The sequence below is a fragment of the Motilibacter peucedani genome, from assembly GCF_003634695.1.
Lineage (GTDB): Bacteria > Actinomycetota > Actinomycetes > Motilibacterales > Motilibacteraceae > Motilibacter > Motilibacter peucedani.
The window spans coordinates 399,150-425,797 of sequence record NZ_RBWV01000011.1 but is presented as its reverse complement, the minus strand read 5'-3'; the positions used below and the strand labels follow the sequence as shown (position 1 = coordinate 425,797).

General features: G+C 73.5%; 23 protein-coding genes and 2 tRNA genes. 12 read left to right on the top strand and 13 right to left on the bottom strand.

The genetic code is table 11. The annotated features are described in order from the left end of the window. Positions 1 to 68: 68 nt before the first annotated feature. Positions 69 to 608, bottom strand: coding sequence for a pyridoxamine 5'-phosphate oxidase family protein (locus tag CLV35_RS10335; RefSeq protein ID WP_121193529.1), 540 nt, complete (start codon positions 606 to 608; stop codon positions 69 to 71). On the opposite strand from CLV35_RS10335, the gene CLV35_RS10330 reads away from it, so the two are divergent. Further along, complete coding sequence (locus CLV35_RS10330; protein ID WP_121193365.1) at positions 607 to 1,398, top strand: GNAT family N-acetyltransferase; 792 nt, start codon at positions 607 to 609, stop codon at positions 1,396 to 1,398. The genes CLV35_RS10335 and CLV35_RS10330 overlap by 2 nt on opposite strands. Before the next feature lie 42 nt (positions 1,399 to 1,440). Here CLV35_RS10330 and CLV35_RS10325 read toward each other — a convergent pair. The 3 genes from CLV35_RS10325 to CLV35_RS10315 all read right to left on the bottom strand — a co-directional run bounded on the left by CLV35_RS10325 (position 1,441) and on the right by CLV35_RS10315 (position 3,183). After that, positions 1,441 to 1,514, bottom strand: a tRNA-Asp gene (locus CLV35_RS10325). Positions 1,515 to 1,575: 61 nt separating this feature from the next. Further along, a tRNA-Glu gene (locus CLV35_RS10320) sits at positions 1,576 to 1,648 on the bottom strand. A gap of 83 nt (positions 1,649 to 1,731) precedes the next feature. Further along, a complete protein-coding gene (locus tag CLV35_RS10315) occupies positions 1,732 to 3,183 on the bottom strand; it encodes a metallophosphoesterase family protein (RefSeq protein ID WP_147431934.1) in 1,452 nt (483 codons plus the stop codon). Positions 3,184 to 3,201: 18 nt separating this feature from the next. Here CLV35_RS10315 and CLV35_RS10310 point away from each other — a divergent pair, with 18 nt between their 5' ends. Together CLV35_RS10310 and CLV35_RS10305 are read left to right on the top strand one after the other, a co-directional pair. Further along, positions 3,202 to 3,549 carry a metallopeptidase family protein gene (locus CLV35_RS10310; RefSeq protein ID WP_121193363.1) on the top strand — a complete coding sequence of 116 codons (348 nt, stop codon included), beginning with the start codon at positions 3,202 to 3,204 and terminating at the stop codon, positions 3,547 to 3,549. Positions 3,550 to 3,943: 394 nt separating this feature from the next. Then, the gene (locus CLV35_RS10305) at positions 3,944 to 5,320 is read left to right on the top strand and encodes a glycosyl hydrolase (protein WP_147431933.1); all 1,377 of its coding nucleotides are present in this window, start codon (positions 3,944 to 3,946) and stop codon (positions 5,318 to 5,320) included. Between the two features lie 86 nt (positions 5,321 to 5,406). Here the strand turns inward: CLV35_RS10305 and CLV35_RS10300 are convergent, their stop codons facing one another. The 3 genes from CLV35_RS10300 to CLV35_RS10290 form a co-directional block, all read right to left on the bottom strand. Continuing rightward, the gene (locus CLV35_RS10300) at positions 5,407 to 5,715 is read right to left on the bottom strand and encodes a hypothetical protein (protein WP_121193361.1); all 309 of its coding nucleotides are present in this window, start codon (positions 5,713 to 5,715) and stop codon (positions 5,407 to 5,409) included. 79 nt (positions 5,716 to 5,794) lie between these two features. After that, complete coding sequence (gene typA / locus CLV35_RS10295) at positions 5,795 to 7,678, bottom strand: translational GTPase TypA (protein ID WP_121193360.1); 1,884 nt, start codon at positions 7,676 to 7,678, stop codon at positions 5,795 to 5,797. Positions 7,679 to 7,878: 200 nt separating this feature from the next. Next, on the bottom strand, positions 7,879 to 8,601 hold the full coding sequence (locus CLV35_RS10290) for a hypothetical protein (protein WP_147431932.1): 723 nt from the start codon (positions 8,599 to 8,601) through the stop codon (positions 7,879 to 7,881). A 197-nt stretch (positions 8,602 to 8,798) separates the two neighbouring features. Here CLV35_RS10290 and CLV35_RS10285 point away from each other — a divergent pair, with 197 nt between their 5' ends. From CLV35_RS10285 to CLV35_RS10255, 7 genes are all read left to right on the top strand, one after another. Continuing rightward, on the top strand, positions 8,799 to 9,563 hold the full coding sequence (locus CLV35_RS10285) for a response regulator transcription factor (RefSeq protein WP_121193358.1): 765 nt from the start codon (positions 8,799 to 8,801) through the stop codon (positions 9,561 to 9,563). Further along, positions 9,560 to 11,020, top strand: coding sequence for a sensor histidine kinase (locus CLV35_RS10280; RefSeq protein WP_121193357.1), 1,461 nt, complete (start codon positions 9,560 to 9,562; stop codon positions 11,018 to 11,020). Before CLV35_RS10285 ends, CLV35_RS10280 begins: the two co-directional genes overlap by 4 nt. A 326-nt stretch (positions 11,021 to 11,346) precedes the next feature. Further along, positions 11,347 to 12,732 (top strand): hypothetical protein, encoded by a 1,386-nt coding sequence (locus CLV35_RS20050; RefSeq protein ID WP_183061909.1) that lies wholly within the window; start codon positions 11,347 to 11,349, stop codon positions 12,730 to 12,732. Positions 12,733 to 12,879: 147 nt separating this feature from the next. Beyond that, a complete protein-coding gene (gene flhA / locus CLV35_RS10270; RefSeq protein WP_121193356.1) occupies positions 12,880 to 14,922 on the top strand; it encodes a flagellar biosynthesis protein FlhA in 2,043 nt (680 codons plus the stop codon). After that, the gene (locus CLV35_RS10265) at positions 14,900 to 16,324 is read left to right on the top strand and encodes a hypothetical protein (RefSeq protein WP_121193355.1); all 1,425 of its coding nucleotides are present in this window, start codon (positions 14,900 to 14,902) and stop codon (positions 16,322 to 16,324) included. Before flhA ends, CLV35_RS10265 begins: the two co-directional genes overlap by 23 nt. Continuing rightward, positions 16,321 to 16,947 carry a PilZ domain-containing protein gene (locus tag CLV35_RS10260; RefSeq protein ID WP_121193354.1) on the top strand — a complete coding sequence of 209 codons (627 nt, stop codon included), beginning with the start codon at positions 16,321 to 16,323 and terminating at the stop codon, positions 16,945 to 16,947. The genes CLV35_RS10265 and CLV35_RS10260 overlap by 4 nt, the downstream gene beginning before the upstream one ends. Positions 16,948 to 16,949: 2 nt before the next feature. Next, the gene (locus CLV35_RS10255) at positions 16,950 to 17,192 is read left to right on the top strand and encodes a hypothetical protein (RefSeq protein WP_147431931.1); all 243 of its coding nucleotides are present in this window, start codon (positions 16,950 to 16,952) and stop codon (positions 17,190 to 17,192) included. 5 nt (positions 17,193 to 17,197) lie between these two features. Here CLV35_RS10255 and CLV35_RS10250 read toward each other — a convergent pair whose 3' ends face one another. From CLV35_RS10250 to CLV35_RS10240, 3 genes are all read right to left on the bottom strand, one after another. Next, a complete protein-coding gene (locus tag CLV35_RS10250; protein WP_121193352.1) occupies positions 17,198 to 20,263 on the bottom strand; it encodes an MGH1-like glycoside hydrolase domain-containing protein in 3,066 nt (1,021 codons plus the stop codon). Between the two features lie 110 nt (positions 20,264 to 20,373). Then, the gene (locus tag CLV35_RS20790) at positions 20,374 to 21,927 is read right to left on the bottom strand and encodes a methyl-accepting chemotaxis protein (RefSeq protein WP_147431930.1); all 1,554 of its coding nucleotides are present in this window, start codon (positions 21,925 to 21,927) and stop codon (positions 20,374 to 20,376) included. 74 nt (positions 21,928 to 22,001) lie between these two features. Further along, positions 22,002 to 22,394, bottom strand: coding sequence for a DUF6204 family protein (locus CLV35_RS10240; RefSeq protein WP_121193351.1), 393 nt, complete (start codon positions 22,392 to 22,394; stop codon positions 22,002 to 22,004). Between the two features lie 51 nt (positions 22,395 to 22,445). Here CLV35_RS10240 and CLV35_RS10235 point away from each other — a divergent pair, with 51 nt between their 5' ends. Next, entirely contained in the window at positions 22,446 to 22,949 is a 504-nt protein-coding gene (locus tag CLV35_RS10235; RefSeq protein ID WP_183061908.1) for a PadR family transcriptional regulator, read from the top strand. A gap of 6 nt (positions 22,950 to 22,955) precedes the next feature. Here CLV35_RS10235 and CLV35_RS10230 read toward each other — a convergent pair whose 3' ends face one another. The 3 genes from CLV35_RS10230 to CLV35_RS10220 are packed head-to-tail and all read right to left on the bottom strand — an operon-like array spanning position 22,956 to position 25,980. Then, on the bottom strand, positions 22,956 to 23,744 hold the full coding sequence (locus CLV35_RS10230) for an endonuclease/exonuclease/phosphatase family protein (protein WP_121193349.1): 789 nt from the start codon (positions 23,742 to 23,744) through the stop codon (positions 22,956 to 22,958). Continuing rightward, complete coding sequence (locus tag CLV35_RS20045; RefSeq protein WP_183061907.1) at positions 23,726 to 24,595, bottom strand: GNAT family N-acetyltransferase; 870 nt, start codon at positions 24,593 to 24,595, stop codon at positions 23,726 to 23,728. Before CLV35_RS20045 ends, CLV35_RS10230 begins: the two co-directional genes overlap by 19 nt. A 26-nt stretch (positions 24,596 to 24,621) precedes the next feature. Next, on the bottom strand, positions 24,622 to 25,980 hold the full coding sequence (locus tag CLV35_RS10220) for an alpha/beta hydrolase family protein (protein ID WP_121193348.1): 1,359 nt from the start codon (positions 25,978 to 25,980) through the stop codon (positions 24,622 to 24,624). 174 nt (positions 25,981 to 26,154) lie between these two features. Here CLV35_RS10220 and CLV35_RS10215 point away from each other — a divergent pair, with 174 nt between their 5' ends. Then, entirely contained in the window at positions 26,155 to 26,634 is a 480-nt protein-coding gene (locus tag CLV35_RS10215) for a globin domain-containing protein (protein WP_147431929.1), read from the top strand. Positions 26,635 to 26,648 lie beyond the last annotated feature (14 nt).

The following is a 26,648-nucleotide window of genomic DNA, read 5'->3' as shown; positions in this document are numbered from 1 at the left end:
CAGCTCGGCTGCAGCGCGCACCAGTGTAGCGGCTGCGGGACGGGCTGCCGGACCGCCCGGGACAGGGCTCAGCCCGGGAACGAGAACCGGGTCGCGTCGGCAGGGAACGAGAACCAGGCCAGCGCCCGCCGCGGCACCAGCACGCGCAGGCCGCCGCCGTCCTCGCCCGACCACGAGTCGGGCCCCGGCGAGTAGCCCATCGCCGCGTACTTGGCGAAGGCCTCGGCCAGCCGCGCCCCCAGCGGGTCGGCGTCGGCGCGCGCCGGGCTCGAGGTGCCCTCGACGATGACCGCCTCGGCGCCGCTCTCGAGGTGCAGCGTGCACGCCGGGTTGCCGGTGAGGTTGCGCGCGTGGACGGTGGTGGGCGCGCCGTCGTACCAGAACCGCCCGTCGACCCACACGCCCCAGCGCGGCACGACGTGCGGCCGGCCGTCGGGGCGCACGCTCGCCAGCCAGTAGTGCGTCGCGGCGACCAGCCGCGCCTCGACCTGCGCCCAGTCGAGCAGCCCGTCGGTCGTCCCGGGCAGGCCGTAGCCCTCCGGCATCCGGGGCCGCCCCGGGAGCGGGTCGGCCGGTCGTCCCGGGTCTTCCGCGAGGATGTCCGCCATGCCGCCCACGCTAGGACCGGCCACCGACAGTGTCACCGGCCCGACCCGCCTCGACCTGCTCGCGGCGCAGGCGTGGCCGGCGCTCGAGACGGTCGAGGTGGACGGCTGGCTCCTTCGCCTCTCGGCCGGCGTCACGCAGCGCGCCAACTCCGTGCTCCCGCTGAAGGCGCCCGCGGACGCCGGTGCCGCGGTCGAGCAGGTCGAGGCCACCTACGCTCGCCACGGCCTGCCCGCCACCTTCCAGGTGGGTCCCGCCAGCCAGCCCCAGGTCCTCGACCAGCTGCTCGACGAGCGCGGCTACGCGGCCGGCTCTCCCACGCTCGTCCAGGCAGCCGGGGTCGAGACGCTCCTGGCCGGGCTGCGGCCACCGGCCCACCGCGTGGACCTGGCCGACGCCCCCGACGAGGGCTGGATGGACTGCTGGTGGGCCGTCGACGGCCGGGGCGACGCAGCTGCCCGGGCCGTCGCCCGGCGGATCCTGACCGGTGCGCCCGCCGTCTACGCGTCGGTCCGGCAGGCCGGCGCCACCCTGGCCGTCGCCCGCCTCGCCCTCGTCGAGGGCACCACCTGGGCCGGGCTCTACTGCGTCGCGGTGCGGCCGGCAGCGCGGCGCAGGGGCTGCACGTCGGCCGTGCTCGCGGCACTGGCCGAGGCTGCGCGCGACGCCGGCCGCGACACCGTCTGGCTGCAGGTGCTCGAGGCGAACGCCGTCGCCCGCGCGGGCTACGCGAGAGCCGGCTTCGCGGACGTCTCGCGGTACGAGTACCGGACGAAGGAGCGCCGAGCATGACGAAGGCCCGGCACCAGGGACTGGTGCCGGGCCTCCCGGAGGCGACCCCGACGGGACTCGAACCCGCGGCCTTCGCCGTGACAGGGCGACGCGCTAACCAACTGCGCTACGGGGCCTCGCTGCAGAACGGACTCGCACTTGCAGGACCCAGTCTCTCACACGCCAGAGACTGGGACGTACCCCCAGCGGGATTCGAACCCGCGCTACCGCCGTGAAAGGGCGGCGTCCTGGGCCACTAGACGATGAGGGCAGGTCGTCGTCGAGCTCCCGTGAGGGTGCCGCGAGAACTGTACGCGACCGCTCGCCGAGCCCGCCACCGGCCGTACCAGCGGCTCACTTGCGCGCCTCCGGCGCCGGCTCCTGCACCGGCACCACGTGCCGCTCGACCGTCGCCGTGGCGAGCCCGAGACCGCCCAGCGTGATGTCGTCGTAGGCGGCCAGCCGGTGGGTCGTGCGGTCGAGGTAGAGCACCGAGAGCTCGACGGGCGTCGGCGACTCGCCTTCGAGCCCGCGCAGCCCCGCCCCGCCGGTCGATCCCTGCGTGAACATCGTGGTGCCGCCCTCGAGCTCGGTGACGGCCCGCTTGTGGGTGTGGCCGCTGAGCACCAGCGGCACCGCGCCGTCGAGCCGGGCGCCCTCGACCGGGTCGTGGACGACCGCCACGTCGACCGGCTGGGGCGAGGAGCGGGCGGTCTCGGCGAGCCCGTCGCCGGCCGCCTCGACGGCCTCCTGCTCCACCTGCGAGGGCTCACGGGTCGTCTGGTCGGGCGTGAAGCGGGGGTCGGGCCCGCCGAGGAAGCGGATGCCCTCGACCTCGACGGGCTGCCCGCGCAGGACCGTCGTGCCCGGCTCCCGGTCGACCGCCGCAGTGGTCGAGCGCGAGTCGTGGTTGCCCTTGACGTAGACGTAGGGCACGCCGAGCGTCCCGATCGGCGCCGCGAACGCGTCCTCGAGGGAGCTGCCGTGGTCGGTCAGGTCTCCCGCGTCGACGACCAGGTCGATCTTGTACTGCTCGACCGTCGAGCGGATGACCGGCCAGGCCGACGGGTTGAGGTGGATGTCGGAGACGAGCAGCACCTTGGTCGTGTCGCCGCCCTCGGGCAGCAGCGGCAGGGTGGAGGTCGCCGCGTACAGCCGCGACACGTTGCCCACCAGCTTGGACAGCTCGCTGCCGTAGGCGCTCAGGTTGCCCGCGATGTCCTCGGCGCTGCCGATGACGCCCGGGGCGTTGGCCAGCAGGCCCGAGTAGGTCGGCTCCGAGAGCGCGTCGCGGCGCAGGGTCGCGGCGGCGACGCCGACCGAGGCGCCGAGCAGCCCGGCCGCCACGCCGGCGCAGAGCAGCGCCCGGCGCCAGCTGCGGTAGACCACGAGCCCGAGCACGGCCGCGCCGCCCAGGGACGCGGCGCCCGCGGTCAGCGCCAGGCGCAGGAGCGCACGGCGTACGTCGTGGGTGAGCCGCTGCGGCAGCGCGGTGAGCAGCGTGGGGTCGTCGACGAGCTGGCGCGCCGCCTGGGGGTCCAGGCGGCGGACCTCGGCGGTGACGTGGAGGGGGCCGCGGTGCGTGCGCAGGGCGATGGAGCCGAGCGGCGGCACCCGTACGCTGACGCCGCCCGAGAGCCCGGCGGTCGCCGAGAGCCGCGCCTGCACCGGGCCGACCGGCGCCCGCACCGAGCCGAAGAGCGCGAGCCCGAGCGCGATGCCCGCGCACGACACGGCGAGGACCAGGGCGGCGCGCGCGAGCCGGTGCCGGCGCAGCCGCACCAGCAGCGTTCTCAACAGGCGCATGGGACGTAGCCTCGCGGTGTGGTGGACATCTCCGAGGAGGAGTTCGACGCGCTCGTCGTCGAGGCGCTGGACGGACTACCCCCTGCCCTCGGACGCGCCATGCGCAACGTCGCCGTCGTGGTCGAGGACGAACCGCCCGACGGCCAGCACCTGCTCGGGCTGTACGAAGGCGTGCCGCTGACCGAGCGGGGCGAGTGGTACACCGGCGTGCTCCCTGACAAGATCAGCATCTTCCGCGGACCCCTCGTGCGGATGGCGCGGACGCGCGAGGACGTCGTCGCCGAGGTGCGCACCACCGTCGTGCACGAGGTGGGACACCATTTCGGCATGGATGACGACCGGCTGCACGAGCTCGGCTGGGGCTAGACCCGAAGGGGTCAGCCCGCCCTGGGCAGCGGGGACGGGCGGAGGTGCCGCGCTGGGAGACGCCTCTCGGCGACAGGCCGCTCGTGGCGGCGAATGATGGAGCCCGGGGTCATGCCCCAGCGCGGCACCGTGCACAACGGTGCCTCACCCGCGCGGATTCCGCCAGTAGCGACCCCCGCGCGGTGAGGCACGACACGCTCCGGTGGTGCGTCTGCGACGACGATGCGCAGTCCGGTAGGTAGGTTCGTGGTGCCGGACGGCTCTGCCGGCCGGACTGAACGTCCCGCCGGGGCCACCGTCTCTTGTGCAGTGACGGTGCGTGCCCGGTTCGTCTGAGATCGTCCCCTCGCTCGTCCGCACCGCGTGCTCCGGCACGCTCGTCTCCCCTCGCCCCTTGCGAAAGGACCTCCGCCTCATGCGCGTACGCCGGCCGATTCGGCTCGTCGCCGCTGCAGTGAGCTTCGCCGTCGGTGGCAGCCTGGCAGTCGCCAGCGCCACCCCGGCTCTTGCTGTGACCAAGCCCGCACCCGTCGTGAAGCCGGTGGCGACCCCGGTCGACTACTTCGGGATGCACGTCTCCAACCTCGGCGTCGCCCGCTACCTGCCCTCCAAGGCGACCGTCGGCTCCGTGCGCCTGTGGGACACCGGCACCACGTGGGCCGACGTCCAGCCGACGCCGACGACCTGGAACTGGACCCGTCTCGACGCCGCGGTCGCCCAGGCCGTGCGCAACCACCAGAAGCCGATGATCGTGCTGGGCCAGACGCCGGCGTGGGCGAGCAGCCAGCCCACGCTCGACCTCGGCAAGGGCCTGCCCGCCGGCTCCACCGCGACGCCGAGCCACCTGACCTACTGGCGCGCCTACGTCGACGCGGTCGTGGCGCGCTACTACCGCAAGGGCGTCCGCGAGTTCCAGACCTGGAACGAGCCGAACGGCGGGCTGTTCTTCACCGGCACGCCGACGCAGATGGCCTCGCTCAACCTGGCCGCCTACCAGGCGCTGCACGCCGGCACGGTCGTCAAGACGAAGAAGCGCGTCAAGGGCCGCACGGTGACCGTCTCGACGGTCAAGCGGAAGTACCCGCTGGCCTCGCTCGTCGGCCCCGGCTTCACCTCGCGCCGCGCGCCGGCCATCACGTGGATGTCGAAGTACCTCGCCTCGACCGGCGGGAAGTACGCCGACATCAACGCGGTGCACCTCTACTCCAACCCCGGCAAGGGCCCTGAGGACGCGATCGCGCAGCTCGTGACGGTGCGCCGCTACCTCAAGAAGTACAAGCTCGACACCCTGCCCGTCTACGCCACCGAGGTCAGCTTCGGCGGGCCGGTCGGCGGCATCGGGGCGCCCGAGAAGATCACCGAGGCCAACCAGGCCGCCTACGTCTCGCGCTTCCTGCTGCTCGCCCGCGCGCAGGGCGTCGCCCGCACCTACTGGTACGCGTGGGACGTCCACGGCCGCCTCGGCGTCGAGCTGACCAAGGCCGACAACCGCACGCTCACCCCGGCGGGCAAGGCCTACTCGGTCACCCGCACGTGGATGGCCTACCCGCTGGTCGACTGCACCCGGGCCAGGACGAACACCTACACCTGCACCATCAAGCTGCGCCGCGGGCACGGCTACATCGTGTGGAACCCGACCAAGCGCGTCGGCATGCTGGCCCCGGCCGGCACCGTGTCGGTCACCAGCGTGCTCGGCGTCAAGAAGAAGACCAAGGCGAAGGCCAAGCTGGTCATCACCAGCTCGCCGCAGTACATCGCCTCGACGGTCTGAGCCCCACACCGCCGGACGCACGACGGCCCCCCACCTGCTCAGGGTGGGGGGCCGTCGTGCGTCCGGAGTGCGGTCCGTCGGGCCGCTCAGCCGATGGCGAGGTCCATGCGTGCCAGCGCCTGCACCAGGGTGGCCGGGGAGACGACGTGCTGCGGCGTGGAGGTCGCTGTGGCGGCGACGTCGGCGAAGGTCGCGGCGTACTCCGTGAGCGCGTGCACGAGGACGCGCACCGCTGCCGGCTCGTCGACCACCTCGGCGGCGACGCGGTCGAGGGTCGCGCGGCGCTCCTCCTGGCCGACCTCGGCGATGTAGGCGCCGATCAGCTCCAGCGCCCGGGCCCGGGCGCTCAGGGTGAGGTGGGGCGGGGTCTCGCGGTGCAGGGGAGTGCTGGTCACGGTCGGAGCATCGACCGGGTACGCGGCGGTGCTGAAGGCGCGCCGCGTACCCGTTCGTGTGGACCCGTGGAGCGGGCGCCTACTGCGCCAGCGCCGCCTTGGCCTGGCGGCCGCGGCTGCGGCCGCGCTCGGTCGCGTCGAGGACGACCTTGCGGATGCGTACGGCGGTCGGCGTCACCTCGACGCACTCGTCCTCGCGGCAGAACTCGAGCGACTGCTCGAGCGTGAGCTTGCGGGACGGGACCAGGCGGACCAGCTCGTCGCTGCTCGACTGGCGCATGTTGGTGAGCTTCTTCTCCTTGGTGATGTTGACGTCCATGTCGTCGTCACGGGAGTTCTCGCCCACGATCATGCCCTCGTAGACCTCGGTCGTCGGCTCGACGAACAGCGAGCCGCGCTCCTGCAGGTTGAACATCGCGAACGGCGTCGCGACACCGGCGCGGTCGGCGACCAGGGAGCCGGTCGCGCGGGTGCGCAGCTCGCCGAACCACGGCTCGTAGTCCTCGAACACCGCGTTGGCGATGCCGGTGCCGCGGGTGTCGGTGAGGAACTCGGTGCGGAACCCGATCAGGCCGCGCGAGGGCACCAGGAACTCCATGCGGATCCAGCCGGTGCCGTGGTTGGTCATGGTCTCCATGCGGCCCTTGCGCACGGCGAGCAGCTGGGTGATGACGCCCATGTACTCGTCGGGCGCGTCGACCGTCAGGCGCTCGACGGGCTCGTGCACCTTGCCGTTGATCAGCCGGGTGACGACCTGCGGCTTGCCGACCGTGAGCTCGAAGCCCTCGCGGCGCATCTGCTCGACGAGGATCGCCAGCGCGAGCTCGCCGCGGCCCTGGACCTCCCAGGTGTCGGGGCGCTCGGTCGGCAGCACGCGCATCGACACGTTGCCGATGAGCTCGCGGTCGAGGCGGTCCTTGACCAGGCGGGCGGTGACCTTCGAACCCTTCTCGCGGCCGGCGAGGGGGGAGGTGTTGGTGCCGATCGTCATCGAGATGGCCGGCTCGTCGACCGTGATGAGCGGCAGCGGGCGCGGGTCGTCGGGGTCGGCGAGCGTCTCGCCGATGGTGATGTCGGCGATGCCCGCGATGGCGACGATGTCGCCGGGGCCCGCGCTCTCACCGGGGACGCGCTTGAGCCCCTCGGTCACGAGCAGCTCGGTGATCTTGATGCGCTCGATCGAGCCGTCGTGCTTGCACCACGCGACCTGCTGGCCTTTCTTCAGGTTGCCGGCGAAGATGCGGCAGAGGGCGAGGCGGCCGAGGAACGGCGAGGCGTCGAGGTTGGTGACGTGCGCCTGGAGCGGCGCCTCGGGGTCGTACTCGGGGGCCGGCACCGCGTCGAGCAGCACCTTGAACAGCGGCTCGAGGTTGTCGGACGCGGGCATGCCGCCGTTCTCGGGGCGCTCGGTGCTCGCGCGCCCGGCCTTGGCCGAGGCGTAGACGATCGGGAACTCGATCTGCTCCTCGTCGGCGTCCAGGTCCATGAACAGCTCGTACGTCTCGTCGACGACCTCGGCGATGCGGGCGTCGGGACGGTCGACCTTGTTGATCAGCAGCACGACCGGCATGCGCTTCTGCAGCGCCTTGCGCAGCACGAACCGGGTCTGCGGGAGCGGGCCCTCCGACGCGTCGACCAGCAGGACGACCGCGTCGACCATGGACAGGCCGCGCTCGACCTCGCCGCCGAAGTCGGCGTGGCCGGGGGTGTCGATGATGTTGATCGTGATCTCGCGGCCGTCGACGATGTGCTTCACGGCGGTGTTCTTCGCGAGGATCGTGATCCCCTTCTCACGCTCCAGGTCCATGGAGTCCATGACCCGGTCGGTGAGCTCGGCGTGCGCCGAGAACGCACCCGACTGCCGGAGCATCGCGTCGACCAGAGTGGTCTTGCCGTGGTCGACGTGGGCGATGATGGCGACGTTGCGGAGGTCTTCGCGGCGTACGCGGTTCTCAGTGGACACGGGGCACCATGCTACGGGCCCTCGCGCCTCCCCCGCTCCCGTCGCTGCTCGACCCTGCCCCGGCGACGCTCTGCCCTGCGCCCGCACCCGGCGGCAGCTGGGCGAGGTGAGCGGTGGAGGATACGGGCCGGCGGTAGCTGGAGGGCTACCGCCGGCAGGTGCTCGCTACCGCTCACCTCGGCCGCCGAGCCACGTACGCGTCAGCTGGTCTGCTGCGTCGGCGTCGGGGTGGGCGTCGGCGTCGGGGTGGGAGCGGTGGTCGCCCCGGGAGCGCCGGGGCGCCCCCAGTGGCCGGGCCCGTGGCCGTGGCGCCCGCCCGGGCCGCCGGGCCCGCCGAGACCCAGACCGCCGATGCCGCGCAGCCCCTTGCCGGGGCCCGTCCGGTCGACCAGCTCGCCGATGCGCGTCTGGAGCTTGCCGGTGATCGTGTCGGCCTGCGCCTGGGTCAGCCGGCCGGCCTTCACCTCTGCGGCGATCTTCGTCTTCGCGAGCGCCACGAGCTTGCTGACCAGGTCGGCCCTGGAGATGCCCTTGGACTGCGCCACCTCGGCCAGCGTCTTGCCGCCCTCGAGCGCCGTGCGGAGGTCCGCCTCGGTCATGCCGAGGGTCTTCGCGACCTCCGCCAGCCCGGCCTCGAAGCGACCACCCGGTCCGCCGGGGCCGCCGAAGCGCGGCCCGCCGGCCGGACCCGGAGGCAACGCGTCGTCGAGGGTGCTCGCGACCTCGTCGGCCTGCGACTGGGTGATCGTGCCGTCCTTGACGAGGCCGGCCAGCGCGTCCTTGATCGCGCTCGCGCGGTCCTTGATGCCCTGCGTGGTGCTGGTCGCCGCGCCGGCCACGCCGGAGCCGAGCACCGCACCTGCGCCCAGTCCCGCGAGCCCCATCGCCGCTGCCAGCGTCACCGCTGATGCCTTCCTGATCACTGCTGCTCCTCCGTGTCGTGCCGAGCCGAGCTCTGCCCGGACTCCTGCACCTCCCAGGAACTGTCCGCGGGCTTGGAGGGTGCTGTCACGAACCTGCCAAAGTGCTGTGAGTGGGCCATGGGACTGGCCGGGGCGTCCACAGGGAACCCACAGGCGAGGCACAGACGGTGCCGAGGGTCCTGGTCGAAGGTGGTGGCATGTCCTTCCTCACGCCCCAGCCCGGCACCGGTGCCGCCGTCAAGTCCGCTCCCGAGGGGCTGCGCCGCTCCGACGGCTCCCCGGTGCGGGTCCTCGTCGTCGACGACGAGCCGACGCTGACCGAGCTGCTGTCGATGGCCCTGCGCTACGAGGGCTGGGACGTCGCGTCCGCGGGAGACGGGCTGAGCGCCGTACGCGCCGCCCGTGCCTCCGCGCCCGACGCGGTCGTCCTCGACATGATGCTGCCCGACATCGACGGGCTGGAGGTGCTGCGCCGGCTGCGGGCGGAGGCACCGCGCGTACCCGTCCTGTTCCTCACGGCCAAGGACGCCGTCGAGGACCGCGTCGCGGGCCTGACCGCCGGCGGCGACGACTACGTGACCAAGCCGTTCAGCCTGGAAGAGGTCATCGCCCGCCTGCGCGGGCTCATCCGGCGCTCGGGCGCCGGGGCGCGCGAGGACGAGCCGCTGCTCGTCGTCGGCGACCTGAGCATGGACGAGGACAGCCGGGAGGTACGCCGTGGTGGCGACCTCGTCGCCCTGACCGCCACCGAGTTCGAGCTCCTGCGCTTCCTCATGCGCAACCCCCGCCGCGTGCTGAGCAAGGCGCAGATCCTCGACCGGGTGTGGAACTACGACTTCGGCGGCCAGGCCAACGTCGTGGAGCTCTACATCTCCTACCTGCGCAAGAAGATCGACGCCGGGCGCGAGCCGATGATCCACACGATGCGCGGCGCGGGCTACGTGCTCAAGCCCGCACCGTGAGGCTGCCGGGGCGCTCGCTGCGGGCGCGGCTGCTGCTGCTGCTGAGCGCCCTGCTGGCGGTGGCGTGCCTCGGCATCGGCACGCTGTCGGTCGTCGCCATCAACAGCTCGCTGCGCCACCAGCTCGACCAGCAGCTGACCCAGACGGTCGGCCCGGGCGGCGGTCCGGGCGGCCGTGAGCGGGAGGCGGAGAGGGAGACGCCCTGCGGCTTCCTGGACCCGACCTCGACCGCGTCGACCGGCCCACGGTCGCCCGGCGGGCAGCGTCCCGACACGATCCTCGGCTGCGTCTACGGCGGGACCGTGCACGCCCTGGTGATCCGCTCCGGCACGGCCAGGACGGTGACCGACGACGCGACGCTGCTCTCGCTCTCCCGCCGGCCCGCGGGCATCACCACCGCCGAGGTGGAAGGGCTCGGTGACTACCGGTTCCGCGTGAGCGCCGGTCGGGACGGCTCGGTGGTCATCCTGGGCCTGCCGCTGCGCGAGGTCACCTCGCAGGTCTGGAAGCTCGCCCGCGAGATCGCCGTCGTGTCGCTGGTCGCGCTGCTGCTCGCCCTCGCCCTCGCCTGGCAGCTGCTGCGACGGGCGCTGGCGCCGCTCCAGCGCGTGGCGGCCACGGCCGCCCGGGTCAGCCGGATGCCGCTCGACCAGGGCGAGGTCGCGCTCAGCGAGCTGGTGCCGGCGCGCGACGCCGACCCGCACACGGAGATCGGGCAGGTCGGCTCGGCCCTGAACCGCCTGCTCACCTCGGTCGGGAGCGCCCTCAACGCCCGGCACGCCAGCGAGACGCGGGTGCGCCAGTTCGTGGCGGACGCGAGCCACGAGCTGCGTACGCCGCTGGCCGCCATCCGCGGCTACGCCGAGCTCACGCGCCGCGGGCGCGACGAGCTGCCCTCCGACACCGCGTACGCCATGAGCCGCGTGGAGTCGGAGGCCGCCCGCATGACGACGCTGGTCGAGGACCTGCTGCTGCTCGCGCGCCTCGACGCCGGCCGCCCGCTCGCCGCGGAGCGGGTCGACCTCACCTCGCTGGTCGTCGACGCGCTCAGCGACGCCCACGCCGTCTCGCAGGACCACCGGTGGACGCTCGACGTGCCCGACGAGCCGGTGGAGGTGGTCGGCGACCCGTCGCGGCTGCACCAGGTCGTGGCCAACCTGCTCGGCAACGCCCGCACCCACACCCCGCCCGGCACCGAGGTCTGCGTCGGGCTGCGCCGGCAGGGCGACGAGGTCACGCTGCTCGTGCGCGACGACGGCCCGGGCATCGCGCCCGAGCTGCGCGACAACGTCTTCGAGCGGTTCGCACGCGGTGACTCCTCGCGCTCGCGCGCGGCAGGCAGCACCGGGCTGGGGCTCGCGATCGTGGCGGCCATCGTCTCGGCGCACACCGGACGGGTGGAGGTGGACTCCGGGCCTGGGCGCACGGAGTTCCGCGTGGTCCTGCCTGCCGCCTGAGCCGGCGCCGGGACCAACGTCCCGGGCGGCGGCGGGTACTGCGTACCCGCCCGTCCGCACCTGCGCCCGACCCCCCTTCCCGCCGATGAGTCAGTAGTCCGGCGAGGCAGGCGCTGCGCCGGACGCGGCGGGAGCCGCGCGGCGCACGTCTGGGGAGGTGCGCGCCGCGCCAGGGCTCCCCCCGGCGGGGGAGGGGTCGGCTCGGGTTCCGAGCCGGAGATGACGGCGGCGGGTCCGCTGCTGCGCACCGGGGAGGGTGCGCGGCCGGCGGGCCCGCCGCGTCGCGTCCGCGGGTGGCGCGCCGCGCGCCGGGGCATGAGGGCGGTGTGAAGGCATCGATCCGCGGCACCCGGGCCGCTGTGCTCCTCGTCGCCGTGCTCGCGCCGTGGCTGGCGCTCGGCGGGACCGCCTCGGCGGACGCAGCCATCGACCGGGCCGTGCAGGCGCTGGACGGCAAGCCCGGCGTCTACGTCGAGCCGGGCAGCGAGGGCCAGCCGCTCAGCGCGGCCGAGCTCGGTCAGGTGCGCTCGCGCGTCCAGGCGGCCGACACCCCGATCTTCGTCGCGGCGCTCACCGACGCGAACGCGGCTGCCCTCAAGCTGCACCTCACCGAGCTCATCAACAAGGTCCGTGAGAACGGCACCTACGCCGTGCTCTCGCCGGCCGGGTTCTACGCGGCCTCCAACCGGCCCGGAGTGCGAGGCGCGGCCTTGGCCACCCAGGCGGTCAACGCCCACAAGGGCGACCCTCTGGCTGCCGTGCTCGACTTCGTCGACGGCGTCGACGCCGCGGCGGGCTCGGTGGACGGCGGCTCGGACGGCGGCTCGGGGGGGTCGAGCGGCGCCGGGCTGCTGGGCGTCCTGGGCGTGCTGGCGGTCGGCGGCGGCGGAGCGCTGCTGTGGTCGAGGCGCCGGCGCCGCCAGCGAGAGACCGCGCAGCTCGAGCAGGTGCGCGGTGCGGCCGAGGAGGACGTGACCGCGCTCGGCGAGGACATCGCCCGGCTGGACGTGCCGGCCACCGCCGACCAGAACACCCGGGACGACTACTCCGGCGCGCTCGACTCCTACGACCGTGCCAAGCAGGTGCTGACGGCGGCCGACGACCCCAGCGACCTGCAGGGCGTCACGACGGCGCTGGAGGAGGGCCGCTGGCGGATGGAGTGCGTACGCGCCCGGCTCGCAGGCAAGCCCGTGCCCGAGCGCCGCCCGCCGTGCTTCTTCAACCCGCGCCACGGCCCGTCCGTCGCCGACGTCGCCTGGGCGCCTGCCGGCGGCACGGAGCGCACGGTGCCCGCCTGCGCGGCGGACGCCGAACGGCTCGCCCAGGGCGGCGAGCCCGACCTGCGCCAGGTGGCGGTCGGCTCGCGCTACGTCCCCTACTACGAGGCGCCGGCCTACGCGGGCTACTTCGGCGGCTACTACGGCGGCTGGGGCGGCGGCGGGTTCCTGAACGGCCTGGTGCTCGGCGAGCTGCTGGGCGGCGGGCTCGGCGGCGGCTGGGGCTACGGCGCGCCGATCGGCTACGGCGGCGGCTACGGCGACAGCGACGGCGGCGACTCGGGCGCGGGCGACTACGGCGGCTCGGGCGACTCGGGCGGCGGCGACTTCGCCAGCGGCTTCGACCTCGGCGGCGGCGGCTGGGGCGGCGACAGCGGCGGCGGTGGCTTCGACGGCGGCGGTGGCGGCGACAGCGGCGGGGGCTCCTGGAACTGAGCCCCGCCGGGGCGGACGGGCGCGAGCCGAACGGGGGACACCCGTACGGCTCAAGACGCAGGCACGGCTGCCGAGACACGGAGAGCCAGGACGGCACACTCGGGGGCCACGGACTCGGCCGCCACCACCTGCTTGCCGGAAGGTCCCGTGCCGAAGAACAAGCTCCCCCAGCTGGCGGTCCCCGCCGGGCTGGTCGGGATCGTCCTCATGCTCGTGGTGCCGCTGCCGGCGTTCTTCCTCGACATGCTGATCGCGGTGAACATCATGTTCGCCCTGCTGATCCTGCTGGTGTCGATGTTCGTCCTCAAGGCCCTCGACTTCTCGATCTTCCCCTCGATCGTCCTGGTCGCGACGCTGTTCAGGCTCGCGCTCAACGTCAGCGCCACGCGTCTCGTGCTGCGCGACGGCGAGGCGGGCAACGTGATCGGCGCGTTCGGCCACTTCGTGGCCGGCGGCTCCCTCGTCATCGGCCTGGTGATCTTCTTCATCCTGGTCGTCATCCAGTTCATGGTCGTCACCAAGGGTGCCGAGCGCGTCGCCGAGGTCGGCGCCCGCTTCACCCTCGACGCGATGCCCGGCAAGCAGATGGCGATCGACGCCGACCTCAACCAGGGCATGATCGACGAGGCGGAAGCCCGCAAGCGCCGCCAGGAGGTCAGCTCCGAGGCCGACTTCTACGGCGCGATGGACGGTGCCTCGAAGTTCGTCAAGGGCGACGCCATCGCCGCGGTCATCATCACGGTGATCAACCTGCTCGGCGGCTTCGTCATCGGCGTCGTGCAGCACCACCTCTCGCCCGGCGAGGCGATCACCACCTACAGCCTGCTGAGCATCGGCGACGGCCTGGTCTCGCAGATCCCCGCGCTGCTCATCTCGGTCGCGACCGGCCTCATCGTCACCCGCTCGACGACCCAGGGCGACCTGGGCACCGACGTCATCGGCCAGCTCAGCCGCCAGATCCTGCCGCTGCGGATCGCCGGCGGCGCCATGCTGCTGCTCTGCGTCATCCCGGGCCTGCCCAAGCTGCCGTTCCTCGTGGTCGGCCTGCTGGTGGTCTTCGCCAGCACCCGGCTCAAGTCGCCGGAGGAGAAGGCGCTCGAGGAGCTGCCGCCGCCGGTCGAGCAGCCCTCGCCCGACTCGCCCGAGGCGCTCGCCGAGGACATGCGCGTCGACGCGCTGGCGCTCGAGCTGGCCTGCGACCTCATCGACCTGGTCGACACCACGGTCGGCGGCGACCTGCTCGACCGGGTGCGCTCGCTGCGCCGCAAGGTCGCCCTCGACCTCGGCCTCGTGATCCCGCCGGTGCGTACGCGTGACGACCTCGAGCTCCCGCTCTCCACCTACGTCATCAAGATCGGCGGCGTCGTCGCCGGCCGCGGCGAGGCGCCCACGGGCGCGGTGCTCGCCATCAGCGACGCGCTCGAGGGCCTGCCCGGCACGCCGACCCGCGAGCCGGTGTTCGGGCTGGCCGCCAAGTGGGTGCCGATGGAGCTGCGCCACCAGGCCGAGCTGCTCGGCGCGACCGTCGTCGACCGCGCCAGCGTCATCACGACGCACATGGCCGAGGTCGTCCGCGACGGCGCCAGCCGCCTGCTGGGCCGCGAGGAGGTGCGCTCGCTGGTCGAGATGGTCAAGCGCACGCACCCGGTCGTCGTCGAGGAGCTCACCCCGGCGATGCTCAACCTCGGCGAGGTGCAGCGGGTGCTCCACGCGCTTCTCGACGAGGGCGTCTCCATCCGCGACCTCCCGCGCATCTTCGAGGCGCTCTCCCTGCGCGCGAAGGTCAGCGCTGACGTCGAGGGCCTCGTCGAGGCCGCCCGCGCCGCGCTCGGCCCCGCGATCAGCGCCCCGCACGCCGTCGACGACCTGCTGCGCGTCGTCACGCTCGACCCGCGCCTCGAGCAGTCGATGTTCGAGTCGATGGTCGCGGGCGACGGCGGCACGCACATCCTGCTCGACGGCGAGCGGCTCGAGAGCCTCACGATGCAGCTCGCCCGGATGGTCGAGCAGGCCGAGCAGCGGGGCTTCAACCCCGTCCTCGTCTGCTCCCCTCAGGTCCGGCCGGGACTGCGCCGACTCGTACGTACATCGCTTCCCCGACTGCCTGTGCTGTCGTACGGCGAAGTGACCGGACAGCTGCGGATCGAGACGATCGGAGTGGTTGAGGATGTCCACGCGACTGCTGCTTGAGGGACCGACGATCGAGGGCGTCCTCGCCCAGGTGCGCGCCGAGCACGGTGACGCCGCCCGGATCGTGCAGGCCGACAAGGTGCGCAGCGGCGGCTTCGCCGGCTTCTTCGCGAAGGAGAAGTTCGAGGTCGCGGTGGAGATCGACGACGACGCCGCTCCCGCCCAGGGCCGTGACGCCCACGTGCGCCGGGCCGCCGCCGCCCTCGACATCCTCGAGCTGGTCGACGACGCCGACGACGACGAGGGCGGCCTCGCTGCCCTCGGGTTCACCTACGGCCCCTCGGGCGCCGTGACCGCGCCGGCTCCGGCGGTGACCCCGGCGGTCCAGGCCGCCACGGAGGCGCTGGCCGAGCTGCGCGAGGTACGCGCCGCAGCCTCGGGCCCGCGGCGCCCGGCGCTCGCGCCCGACGACGACTCGCCCATGGTCTCGACCAGCTCGCAGAGCTTCGCCCGGGTGCTCGCGGCGCTGAGCCGCGACATCGAGGAGCCCGAGGCACCGGCGTTCACGCCCGCCCCGTTCGCCGCCCCGGTGGTCGAGGCCGCCGTCGAGCCGGTCGTCGTCGAGCCGGTCGCCCTCCAGCCCGCGCCCGTCGCCGCCCCGGCGCCCGCCTCCCCGGCGCCCGCCGCCGCGACGCCGACCCTCGACGCCGAGACCATCGCGATGCGCATGCGCGCCGGCTTCGAGGCCGTCGTCGCCGAGGCCGCTGCCGCCGCCGAGGACGCGCCCGTCTCCCTCCGCCAGTCGCCCGCCGCCGTCGCCCTGCTGGCGGCCGGCGTGCCGGAGTCGCTGCTCGAGGGCCTTCCGCTCAACGCCGGCCTGTCCCAGGCGGCCCGCTACGTCGCCGACCGCCTGCCCGCCGCCGCGCCGTGCGCGACCGGGCCCGGCGCTGTCGTCGCCATCGTCGGCGAGGGACGCGGCGCGTACACGATGGCCCGCCTGCTCGCAGTCGGCCTCGGCGCGCACGCCGACTCGGTGCTGCTGCTCGCCGACCAGGACCTCGGCCTGCGCGTGCCGGACACCGAGCGCCTCGCCACCCGCCGCCAGGCCGCCCGGGCGATCGCCGCGCGCCGCGAGCTCGACTCGCCGGTCGTCCTCGCGGTCGACGCCGGCGTCGGCCGGGCCAGCATGGAGCGCGCGCTCGACATGCTGGAGGCTCTGCCGGTCGACACCGCGTGGCTGCTCGTCGACGCCACCCGCAAGCTCGGCGCCGTGGCGAGCGACTCGCTGTCGGCCGTCGACGCGGTGGTCCTGCAGAACGCCGCCGAGACCGCCAGCCCGGCCGAGGTGCTCCGTCTCGACCTGCCCGTGGCGATGGTCGACCTCGAGGGTGCGAGCCCGGCCGTCTGGACCCGGGTGCTCGTGTCGGCGGTCAACGCGGGGGAGGACGAGGAGCAGGGATGAGCGCGCTGCCCGAGCTCAACACACTCGTACGCGTCGCCCTCGGTGAGGGCGCGCCCGTCCTGCCCTCGCGCGTCGAGGGAGTGGAGGGCGACGACCTCCTGCTGGCCGCGCCGTCCTACGTCGGCGACGTCGTCGGCCCCCGCGTCGGCTCGACGGTCTCGGTGCACTGGACCTCGGCGCGCGGGGTCTGCAGCGTGCCCGTCGAGTTCGTCGCCGCCGAGCGTTCCGGCATCAAGCTGTGGCGCGTCCGCCTCAACGGCGGCGTCGAGTTCTCGCAGCGGCGCCGCTACGCGCGGGTGACCACCGGCGGGCCGCTGTCGCTGGCCGCCGACGACCTCGAGACCGTCCGAGTCGGCTGGATGCTCGACCTCTCGGAGGGCGGCGTGCGCGCCCGCATCGCGCCGGGCGCGTTCTCCTCCGACGAGCCGGTCGAGGTGCGGCTCACGGTCGAGGGCGAGCTCGTGACCCTCGTCGGCTCGGTGGTGCGCACCGCCCCGCCGGTCGGCGGCTTCGAGGAGGTCACCGTCTCCTTCCCCGACGACCACCACGCCGCCGACCTCGTGCGCCGCTTCGTCCTCCAGGAGCAGGTCCGCCTGCGCCGCCTGGCCGCAGAGAACGGGTGATCATGCGAGTCCTCCGGCCCGGCGCCCTCCTCGGTGCCTTCCTCATCGCCTCGCCGACGATCTACGCCGCGTTCGTCACCGGCACGAGCACCGTCGACGCGGCCATCGTGCGGTTCCTCATCGCCGTCGTGCCCTGCGGCATCGCACTGGGCATGCTCGACGGCCTGCTCGACGCCTACACCGCGGGCGTCGGTCGCAAGGAGGCCCGGGCGGCCACCGAGCGCCGGCGCGACGCGGCCGGCTGACGGGGCTAGCGACCCAGCACGTCGACCCGGTCGAGGGCCAGCGTCCCGCCGTCGGAGCGCAGGCCGACCGCCGGTGACCAGCTAGCCAGAACGGTCGGGTCGACGCCGCGGCTCACTGGAGCCGTGCGCAGCCGCGACCACGTGCCGGCGTGCTCGACCCACGTCGTCAACGTGCCGCCCAGCACCACTGCGGCGAAGCGGTCACCGGGCGCCCACGTCACCGAGGCGCAGCAGCCGCCTGTCACGTCGTCGCCCCGGCTCGACCCGCCGACCCGCACGTCGACGCCCGAGGTGCGGAAGTTGTTGTTGTACCAGAGCAGGGCGTTGTCGCCGCTGCCTGCGGACAGCCCCGCGAAGAGGCTGTCCTCAGGCTGGGTGCCGGCGAAGGACTCCGGCTCGACGACGACCGCGGTCCCGGCTGCGGACCCGGTGACGGGCGCGGCGAGCAGAGCGCCGGTGCGCCCGCTGCCCGACGCGTGGAGCGCGCCGTCGTGCACGGAGAAGTCCGGTGCCCGCTCACCGAAGGGCGAGTCGACGCGGTAGTCGGCGAGCCGGTCCGTGTCGAAGGTGTCCGACCACAGCGTGTGCGGGAAGTCGGCGGGGTCGAAGGTGTAGCGCGTGGGCGCGACGGCGCTGGCCGTCCGCCCCGGCGACTTGTCAGGAGTGACCACGACGCGCACGGGTGCGTCGGCCGAGAGGTCGACGTCGGTCGGTGGCGTGACGCTCCACCGCGCGGTGAAGGTGGCGCCGGGGTCGAGGCGGTCGATCTGAGTCGCGGTCAGGGGCTGTGCCGTCCAGCCCGTCGGAAGGAGAAGGGACACGCTGGCGCGACGGAACTTCTCCGTGCTCGTCACGTCGGCGGCGACCGTCACGGGCTGGTCCGGACGCACGGGCACGGCGCCGTCGACCAGTCCTCGGAATGCCACGTGCGCCGTGTCGAGCACCGGCCGCCACGACTGGAGGGCCGTGATACCGACGGCTCCACCGTCGTTGCGCATCGGCAGGATGCGCACGCGGCTCGCCGTCACCGGCGGGTCGACGACCACGCGGTTCAGGACGCCGCGCTGCGGCACTGCAGGCGTACGCGTCTGGCCGGGCACGTCGTGCCAGGTGCCGGCAGCGTCGGCGTACTGCAGGGCGAAGCTGTCGGGCGTGCGCACCCCGCCGCCGTCGTCGTAGAACGAGACGCGCAGGTCGGCGATCCTGGTCGGCGCGCCGAGGTCGACCTCCAGCCAGTCCTCGCGGTTCGGGGAGGACCAGGTCGTCCAGCGCGTCGACGGCACGTCGAGGTGGAAGTCCTGCCCGTCGATGGCGTTCTCCGGCTTGTCGCCGCTCCACGTGTAGCTCGCCGTGGCGCGGGGGTAGCCGGTCTCGCTGACGTTGGCGAAGTCGTCGACCAGCGTCGGCAGCGGTGCGGGCGCGTCGCGGCGGACGCGTACGGTCAACGCGGTGAGCTGCGCCTGGTGAGCGGTCTGCACGCCGTCGACCCAGACCGTCAGCCCGGCGCCCTTGCCGTAGTGGCTGCCGTCGCGGTCCCACACCACGCTGACGTTGTGCCCGTGGTAAGCGAGGTTCTCGAGCGCGAACCAGTCCCACCCGGTCGGCACGAGCGGCTCGAGCTCGAGGGTGGCGTCGGTCTGCGGACGCACGCCGAGCAGGCCGTTGAGGACCAGGTCGGTGTAGGTCGAGTGGTTGTAGTCCTCGCTGTGGCCGGCGCTGTCGTAGATCCAGCGGTCCTCGTCGGGGGAGTGCGCCTCGGCGACGTAGGGGACGCCGTTCTTGCGCTGAGTCAGGGCATATCCGCGCAGCAGGTCGTAGTAGTCGTCGCGCGAGACGTAGCTCTGCGCGGGGTAGTCGTCCAGCAGGTTGGCCAGCGCCGTCAGCGTCTGGCTCGTCGCGTAGGGCCAGCTCGGCCCGTCCCACCGGCAGCAGCCCGACAGGGCGTCGTGCATGAACCACGGGCTGCGCCGCTCGACGGTCGTGGGGCCGAAGGGCGCGGCGAAGCCCTGCGGGTCGGTGAGCTGCGCCCAGGCCACGGAGTTCTTCGCCGGCGGCATGTCGAAGTACCACGGGACGAAGCCGATCTCCTCGCGGTCGGCGAGCTTCGCCCGGGTGGGGTTGTCGTCGCGGGCGACGTGCTCGTAGAACTTCGCGTCGTCGTCCCAGAGCCACGCCTCCATGGCCTTCTCGAGCGACGCCGCCTCGGCGCGGTAGTGCGACGCCTTCGCCGAGTCGCCCGTGCGCTGGTACAGCGTGCCAAGGGCGAGCGCATCGCCGTACTGGTAGGCGTTGATGGTCGGCCGGTAGCCCTCGCCGCCGTGGTAGGGATCGTCGCTCTGGTAGGAGCTGGCGGTGTACTCCATGGCGTCCCACACCGGCGTCTGCCAGTAGAGACCGAGCGCGGGGTCGAAGTTGCCCTTCCACTGCTCGTACTGCTTCGTCAGCTCGGGCAGCATGCCCTCGACGAAGTCCCAGTCGCCGGTGACCTTCGCGCGGGCGACTGCGGCGTCGACCGACCAGAACGAGTACTGGTGAGCCCAGTCCGTGCTCGTCGTGCCCTTGCCGTCGTTCGGCTCCTTGTCCTCGGACCCGGTGCCCTGCAGCCAGTAGCGCAGGTAGTCGTCGACGTAGCGGCTGTCGCGCAGCCAGCGGCCCTCGTAGACGTGGTGCGCCGCGGCAGCGTTGATGCCGCCGAAGGGCGCGGAGTAGCCGACCGGGCCGAGGAACTCCGAGAGGATCCAGCCGTCCTTCGGGCCGGTGTACTTCAGCGCCTCCTTGTAGGTGCGCCAGCGGTAGTAGTAGGTGCTCTGCACGTCCTTGTCGGGCAGGTCGACGAACGGGATGTTCGACTCGTACCACTGCGGTTCGACCACGTCGCCGAGCAGCGCACGGTGGTCGAGGATCGAGGTCGTCGGGCCTACCGCTGGGTAGACGTCGACGGGCGCGGTGGACGGTGTCGAGGCAGCGGCGGCGTGCGGCACCCCCGCCAGGCCGGCCAGGAGCGCGCCGGCTCCGGCGAGGCCGCCGGTGAGACGGCGTCGGAGGGACGAGGGGCGGGAGGAAGCGCGCATTCCGGACTCCTGTGTCGGCGGTGCTCCCGCCGCACGATGCCAACTGATCGACTTGTCGTCAAGACCGCACAGTGTCCGGTCAACATCGATCAGGAGTCCGCATGCGCCTCCTAGGGCTGCTGACGGCGTTGGAAGGCGCCGGCCATCGACTCCTGCTGGCCCAGCACCTCGATGATGCGAGCCTGGACGACGTCGAGCTCGCCGATGATGTCGCTGGTCGAGTGGATGCCTGACACGACCGACTGGCTGCTCGTCTGGATGCCGGCGATCTGGTCGGCGACGCGCTTGGTGGCGCTGGCCGTCTCGCGGGCGAGGTCCTTGACCTCGCTGGCGACGACCGCGAAGCCGCGGCCGACCTCGCCGGCACGCGCGGCCTCGATCGTCGCGTTCAGCGCGAGCAGGTTCGTCTGGTCGGCGATCGTCGAGATGATCTTGATGATGTCGCCGATGGCGGCCGAGGCCCGGCCGAGGTCCTCGACCTCGTGCGTCATCGCCGAGGCGCGGCCCGACGCCTCGCCGGCCACGCGGCCGGCGTCGTGCGCGGCCTCGCGCAGCAGGGTCACGGTCTCGAGCAGCGCGCGGGCGTTGGCGGCGTCGACCTCGACCCCGCGGAGCACCGAGAGCTGCTGCGAGACGAGCTGCTGCACGTTGCGCAGCGCGGCAGCCCGCGACTCGGACAGCTCGATGGTCTCGGTGACGAAGAAGTCCATGGTGCCGACGACCCGGTCGCCGATGACGATCGGGAAGCACACGCCCGACTTCACGCCGGCACGCTGGGCGGCAGGGGCGCGTACGCAGTCGGTGACCTCCGCGAGGTCGCGCACGAAGACCAGCCCGCGCGACTTCCATGCGCGGCCCGAGAGGCCGACACCCTCGGCGAACGACGCCTCGAGCGTGACCTTGCGGAACTCGTCGCCGGCAGAGCCCGACTCCACGCCGAAGCGCAGGACGTCGGCCTCCTCGTCGAGCGCCCAGTAGGAGCCGTAGGCCCAGCCGAACGCCGTGCGCACGGTGTCGAGCGCCGTACGCAGCGCCTCGTCCTGCGACTTCGCCTTGCTGATCTCGCTGACGACCGTGGTGACCGCGACGCGGTCGCTGAGCGTCTCCTTGAGCTGGGCCGTCGCGATGGCGTCGTGGCGCACGATGGTGGCGATCCGGATGATCGACTCCCACTTCGCGCCGGCGAAGTGGGGCAGCGGGGAGGTCGAGTAGAACTCCATGATGCTGACGACCACGTCGTCCTCGACGATCGGCAGCAGCACGCCGTTCGTCATCCCCGCAGCGCGGGCGGTGTCCCAGCGGTGCGACCGCTGGGTAGCGCCCGGGTCGTCGGTGAAGACCGGCCGGCGCGTCGAGACCGCCCGGCCGATGAGACCCTTGTCGTCGGTCAGGACCTTCGTGCCGCCGGCGGCCGACTGCATCGCGGCGGCCGCTGGGCCGGTCTCGAGCGCGAGGGTGAACTCGTGGGCCGAGGTGCGTCGCCACATCGCGCCGTAGCAGAAGCCGAGCGCGTCGACCATGGCCTGCACCATCTTGCGCTTGGCGTCGAGCGGACTGTCGACGCCGGCGGTGAGCGACAGGATGATCTCTTCGAGCGCCTCGACGTCACGGGGCACCGGTCCCCCTGCGGTCTGCGCCTGCTCCTGTCGCCTGAACCAGCTCACGAACGTCTCCTGTCGATGTGCGGTGGCGCGGTTGTGCGGCCCTCACCCCGCCATCGGCAGCGAGCGACCGGACCTTACGTCCGCGCGCCCGCCCGTCCGCGCTTCGCCGTGACGTCCTCGATGCACGTGGTGGTGGTCCGGAGGCCCTTGGCGGGAATGCCGCGACCGGCGAGGTAGTCCACGGCGCGGACCTCGCCCTCCAGCTCGGCGACGACGTCGGCCTCGGCGGCGGAGGACTCGTCGACGTCGAGCAGGTAGCGCAGCGTGAAGCGAGTGAGAGTCGGGGTGTAGGTGAAGGTGCCGCTGGGCGTGAAGGCGGAGGCGTACACGTCGTGCGCCGGCTGCTCCGCGAGCAGCTGCTCCCGGACGTCCGGCGCGGGCGCGTCGAACCGCCCCGTGACCTGTACGCGGTAGGTGCGGACCACGACGACCTCCCTCTCCGCTGCGGCCGGCTGGCCGGCTGACATGTCAAGATTGACATGTCGAGTCCGCCACGTCAACGCCGTAGCATCGGACGCATGTCCCTCCGGCACGCCCTCCTCGGTCTGCTCGCCGCCGGGCCCGCCACCGGCTACGAGCTGTCGCGCTCGTTCGACGCGTCCCTGCGCCACGCCTGGCACGCGAGCCACAGCCAGGTCTACCCGGAGCTCGCCCGGCTGGAGTCGCTCGGGCTCGTCGAGGAGGTGGGGCAGGGACCGCGCCGCAGCCGTACGTGGGCCATCACCGACGCGGGGCGCGGCGAGCTCCGTCGCTGGCTGGTGGACGAGCTCCCGAGCCGTACGCAGCGCAGCGAGACCGCGCTGCGCTGGTTCCTGCTGCCGCTCCTCGCGCCGGAGGAGCGCCGGCGGGCGGTCGAGCGCGAGATCCGCAGCGTCGAGGAGAGCACCGCGATGCTCGAGGGCATCACGGCGGCGATGCGCGACGAGAGGGCGGCCCGCACGTTCGAGCCGACCGCTGACCTCGGCCTGCGTCTCAACGAGGTCATGCTCGCGTGGCTGCGCGAGCAGCTGCCGGCGGAGTGACGCCTTTCAGACGTCGAGCACCAGCGCGCAGTGGTCGGAGACCGCGGGCCGCCCGACGATGCGGAGCTCCCGGACAGCGCCGGGGTCCGAGACCAACAGGTAGCTCGCGTGGCGCACCGGCTTGGCGTAGTGCTCGGTCCGCGTGTCCTCCGTCCCGACGAGGTCGGTGAGGCCGATCGTCCTGAGCACCGCGAAGGTCTCGCTGCCGGGCAGGAGGTTGAGGTCGCCGCACACGACGACGAGGTCGCCCGCGACGCGTACGTCGTCGACGAAGGCGGCCAGCCGCTTCGCCTGCTGCGTGCGCTCAGGCGTGTCCGCCTTGCCCGCCGGGTCGCGCAGCCCGTGGAGCTGCACGACCGTGACCGTTCGGCCGTCGCCCCCGACACGCACCGCCTGGGCGATCCGGGGACGACCGCCCGTCGGCCACTCCTCGTGCTCGGCGAAGCTCCCGTGCACGAAGCGCGTCGCCGAGGAGAGCAGGGTCAGCTCGGGCGAGGTCCAGGTGCCGAGGCCGAACTCCTGCCGCCACGGGCGTCCTGCGCCGTCGCGCACGGGGCCGGCGTCGGAGGCCGCGAACTGCGCGTAGTGGCGGGGGAGCACGCCGCGTACGTCGTCGAACAGGTCCGCGCGCTGGGGCAAGGTGTGCTCCCCGTCCGAGAACGCCGTCCACCCCGACAGTCCGGACGTGCGCGTGACCTCCTGGAGGCAGAGGACGTCGGCGTTCATCGTCGGCAGCCACGCGGCGAGCTCGTCCCAGAGCGCGCCGCCCCAGGCGTTCAGCGAGACGACGCGCACGGGTCCACCTCGAGCACCTTGCGCATCACCGTCGAGACCGGCAGGTAGCCGAGCCGTTCGTAGAGCCGGCGGGCTCCCGGGTTGTCGCCGAAGACGTTGAGCCCCAGGGTGCGGCTGCCGGCACGGACGACGAGCTCCTCGGCCGCCCGCAGGGCGCGCTCGGCGATCCCGCGCCCCCGCAGGGCTTCGGCCACCTCGACGTCGTAGACCCAGGAGGCGCCTGCCTCGTCGGGGTGCGGCCCCAGCCACAGCACGCCGGCGTCGTCGCCGTCCGCGACGATGCGCAGCAGCCAGGTGCCGGGCGACTCGCGTCCCTGCGGCAGCCACCGCTCCCGGAACTCGCGCTCGGCGCGCTGGCGCTCGACCTCCACGGGTCGACCGGTGTTGCGCGACCTCTCCTCGGCGTAGGCGGCCATCGCCTCCGCGGCCCACTCGTCGTACTCGCTCACCGTCATCGGCCGCAGGGTGACGTGGGGAGTCGGCTGTCGCGTCGCCGGCTCGACGAGCTGCCACCGGTAGCCGTAGGCGTCGACGAAGGCGGCCGACGTGCCGGTGGCCTCCACACCGGCCGGCTCGACCTCCCGGAGACCCGCTGCGGAGAAGCGCGCACGGTCCGCCGCCAGGTCGGTGCTCTGCAGGACGAGGCCGACGCCGGTGGGGCTTCCGACCGCCCCCGCCGGGGTGCCGGCGGGCACCTCGACCAGGACGACCGAGGCGCCCGCTCCCCCGTCGATCTCGAGCGTCGCTCGCCGCGAGGACGGCCCGGGAACGGTCTCGAACAGGCGACCGTAGTAGCTCACGGCTACGGCGAGGTCCGGGACGGAGAGAGTCACGGTCGCGAGCACCGGCATGCCGGGATCCTGCCGCACCTGGCGCCTCAGCCGCGCGCGAGCTGGCGCGGGTGGTGGCGCGTGAACGCCGGCTCGAGGTGCACCCCGCCGCCGGAGTTGAGCTCCGGCCCGAGGGCGGCGGCCAGCCGCGACAGCTTCTCCGGCCGCACCGACCAGGTCCCCGTCTCGAGGCGCGACTGGAGCGTCTCGAAGGCGGCGAGCACCTCCGCCGAGGTGAAGGTGCAGTGGCCGGCGCGGTCGACGAAGCTCTGCCGCAGCAGGTCCGAGCTGCCCGCGGCAGCCACGGAGTCGGCGTACGCGCGCTCGTGCCAGGTCGGCACCAGCCCGTCGGCGGTCGTGTGGAGCGTGAGCACCGGGCGCGTCAGGTCCCCCGTCACGGACGCCGTGGCGGCCAGGTGGCTGCGGGCACCAGGGTCGGGCGACACGCGAGGTGCCGCGGCCAGGGCGTCGAGGTCAGCGTCGAGGTCGAGGCCGGCCGCCGCGTACGCCGCCCGCACCTCGGGACGTTGCTGCGACGAGCGCAGCAGCCGCGCGTAGTCGACCCCGACGTTGCCGGAGGGGTTGCCGCCCGAGCGGGCCTCCAGGTCGCCGCGCTCGGCGTAGGCGAACACTGGGAAGGACTCGACCATCCACCGGAGGCGCGCCTCTGCCCGCCCCGCCGCGTCGGTCGGCTGCGGCGCGAGCGGGTCGACGGCACCGGGCACCTGCATGACCGCGGCAGCCAGGGCCAGCCTCGCGCGGCCGGCCGGTGTGCCGGCTGCCGCGCCGAGGAGCTCGTTGGCGGTGCCCAGGTTCGCCAGCGGGTCGGTGATGCCGGTGACGGCGGGCCGGGCACCGGCGGGGAGCAGGGTGTCGAGCACGTAGGCGGCGTCCAGGTAGCTGTCCCACAGCCGTACGCCGCCGCCACCGAGCTGGCACATCGGCAGTGCCGCCGAGATGCGGTCGGGCGCCTGCTCGACGAGCAGCGAGGTGACCAGGCCGCCCAAGGACTCGCCCCACGCGACCACCCGGCTCGGGGTGCCGACCCGCGTCTCGACGGCGTCCAGCGTCGCGAGCTGGTCGTGCACGGCCTCCTCCACGACCCAGCCGTTGCCCGAGTAGGACGAGCCGGCGAGCGCGATGCCCTGGGCGAGCAGCGCCGCGCGGGAGCCGTCGCTGTAGGCGTCCTCGGCGGGACTGTCCTCGCCGGGGAACCGGAGGCCGTGGGAGAAGAGGGCCAGCGTGCCGTTCCAGTGCTGGGGCACCTCGACCACGTACTCGGCGCCGTCGGCCAGCGTGCCGTGCAGCACGCGGGGCGCCTCGGCGGCGTGCGCGGCCGGCGGCCCGCCGAGCAGCCCTGCGAGCAGGACGAGAGGCAGCGGGAGCAGGCGTGCAGTGCGGTTCATGTCGTCTCCTGACGGCCGGTGTGTGCGTGCACCGAGCCTGCTGCGACGCCTGCGCGCCGGCCTGAGCAACGGTTGCTCAGTCCGCGATCGTCGGGTGCTCACTCCTGCCGCACGGGAGCAGCTGAGTAGTCCTTGCTCAGGCGCCTGGGCGGGCGCCTCCGGTCTGCTGTGCGCATGACACCTGACCAGGTGGCTGTCGTGCAGTCGACGCTGCGGGCAGCCCGGTGCGACCTCGACCTGCTGGCCGCCCGCTTCTTCGAGCGGCTCTCCACCAGGAACCCGGCGCTCCGGAGCCTCTTCCCCGACGACACGGCCGAGCAGGAGGGCAAGGTCGCCGCGGTGCTCGACGAGATCGGGTACGCGGTGCACGACCACGAGCGACTCGCCGCGGAGTGCGTGGCGCTCGGGCGGCGGCACGAGTCCTACGGTGCCCGGGCCGAGCACTACCCGGTCTTCGGCGAGGTCCTCGCCGAGTCGCTCGCCGCCACCGTCGGCGACGCCTGGACCGTCCGGACGGCCGACGCGTGGGACGCGGCGTTCGAGCTCGTCACCGAGCTCATGCAGTCGGGGCAGCGCTCGGCGGAACCTCTCGCCGGGCCAGTGCCTTCTGGCAGGGGACAGGGGCTGCGCACGGGGCGCAGCGGCCACCGCTGAGGAGGACGAGGTGT

Excerpts from the sequence above, each read along its gene's own strand:
- CLV35_RS10330 (WP_121193365.1), top strand. The coding sequence starts at position 607 with ATGCCGCCCACGCTAGGACCGGCCACCGACAGTGTCACCGGCCCGACC.
- CLV35_RS10335 (WP_121193529.1), bottom strand. The coding sequence starts at position 608 with ATGGCGGACATCCTCGCGGAAGACCCGGGACGACCGGCCGACCCGCTC.
- CLV35_RS10315 (WP_147431934.1), bottom strand. The coding sequence starts at position 3,183 with ATGCGCCTGTTGAGAACGCTGCTGGTGCGGCTGCGCCGGCACCGGCTC.
- CLV35_RS10285 (WP_121193358.1), top strand. The coding sequence starts at position 8,799 with ATGTCCTTCCTCACGCCCCAGCCCGGCACCGGTGCCGCCGTCAAGTCC.
- CLV35_RS10265 (WP_121193355.1), top strand. The coding sequence starts at position 14,900 with ATGTCCACGCGACTGCTGCTTGAGGGACCGACGATCGAGGGCGTCCTC.
- CLV35_RS10260 (WP_121193354.1), top strand. The coding sequence starts at position 16,321 with ATGAGCGCGCTGCCCGAGCTCAACACACTCGTACGCGTCGCCCTCGGT.
- CLV35_RS10255 (WP_147431931.1), top strand. The coding sequence starts at position 16,950 with ATGCGAGTCCTCCGGCCCGGCGCCCTCCTCGGTGCCTTCCTCATCGCC.
- CLV35_RS10250 (WP_121193352.1), bottom strand. The coding sequence starts at position 20,263 with ATGCGCGCTTCCTCCCGCCCCTCGTCCCTCCGACGCCGTCTCACCGGC.
- CLV35_RS10240 (WP_121193351.1), bottom strand. The coding sequence starts at position 22,394 with ATGTCAGCCGGCCAGCCGGCCGCAGCGGAGAGGGAGGTCGTCGTGGTC.
- CLV35_RS10235 (WP_183061908.1), top strand. The coding sequence starts at position 22,446 with ATGTCCCTCCGGCACGCCCTCCTCGGTCTGCTCGCCGCCGGGCCCGCC.
- CLV35_RS20045 (WP_183061907.1), bottom strand. The coding sequence starts at position 24,595 with ATGCCGGTGCTCGCGACCGTGACTCTCTCCGTCCCGGACCTCGCCGTA.
- CLV35_RS10220 (WP_121193348.1), bottom strand. The coding sequence starts at position 25,980 with ATGAACCGCACTGCACGCCTGCTCCCGCTGCCTCTCGTCCTGCTCGCA.
- CLV35_RS10215 (WP_147431929.1), top strand. The coding sequence starts at position 26,155 with ATGACACCTGACCAGGTGGCTGTCGTGCAGTCGACGCTGCGGGCAGCC.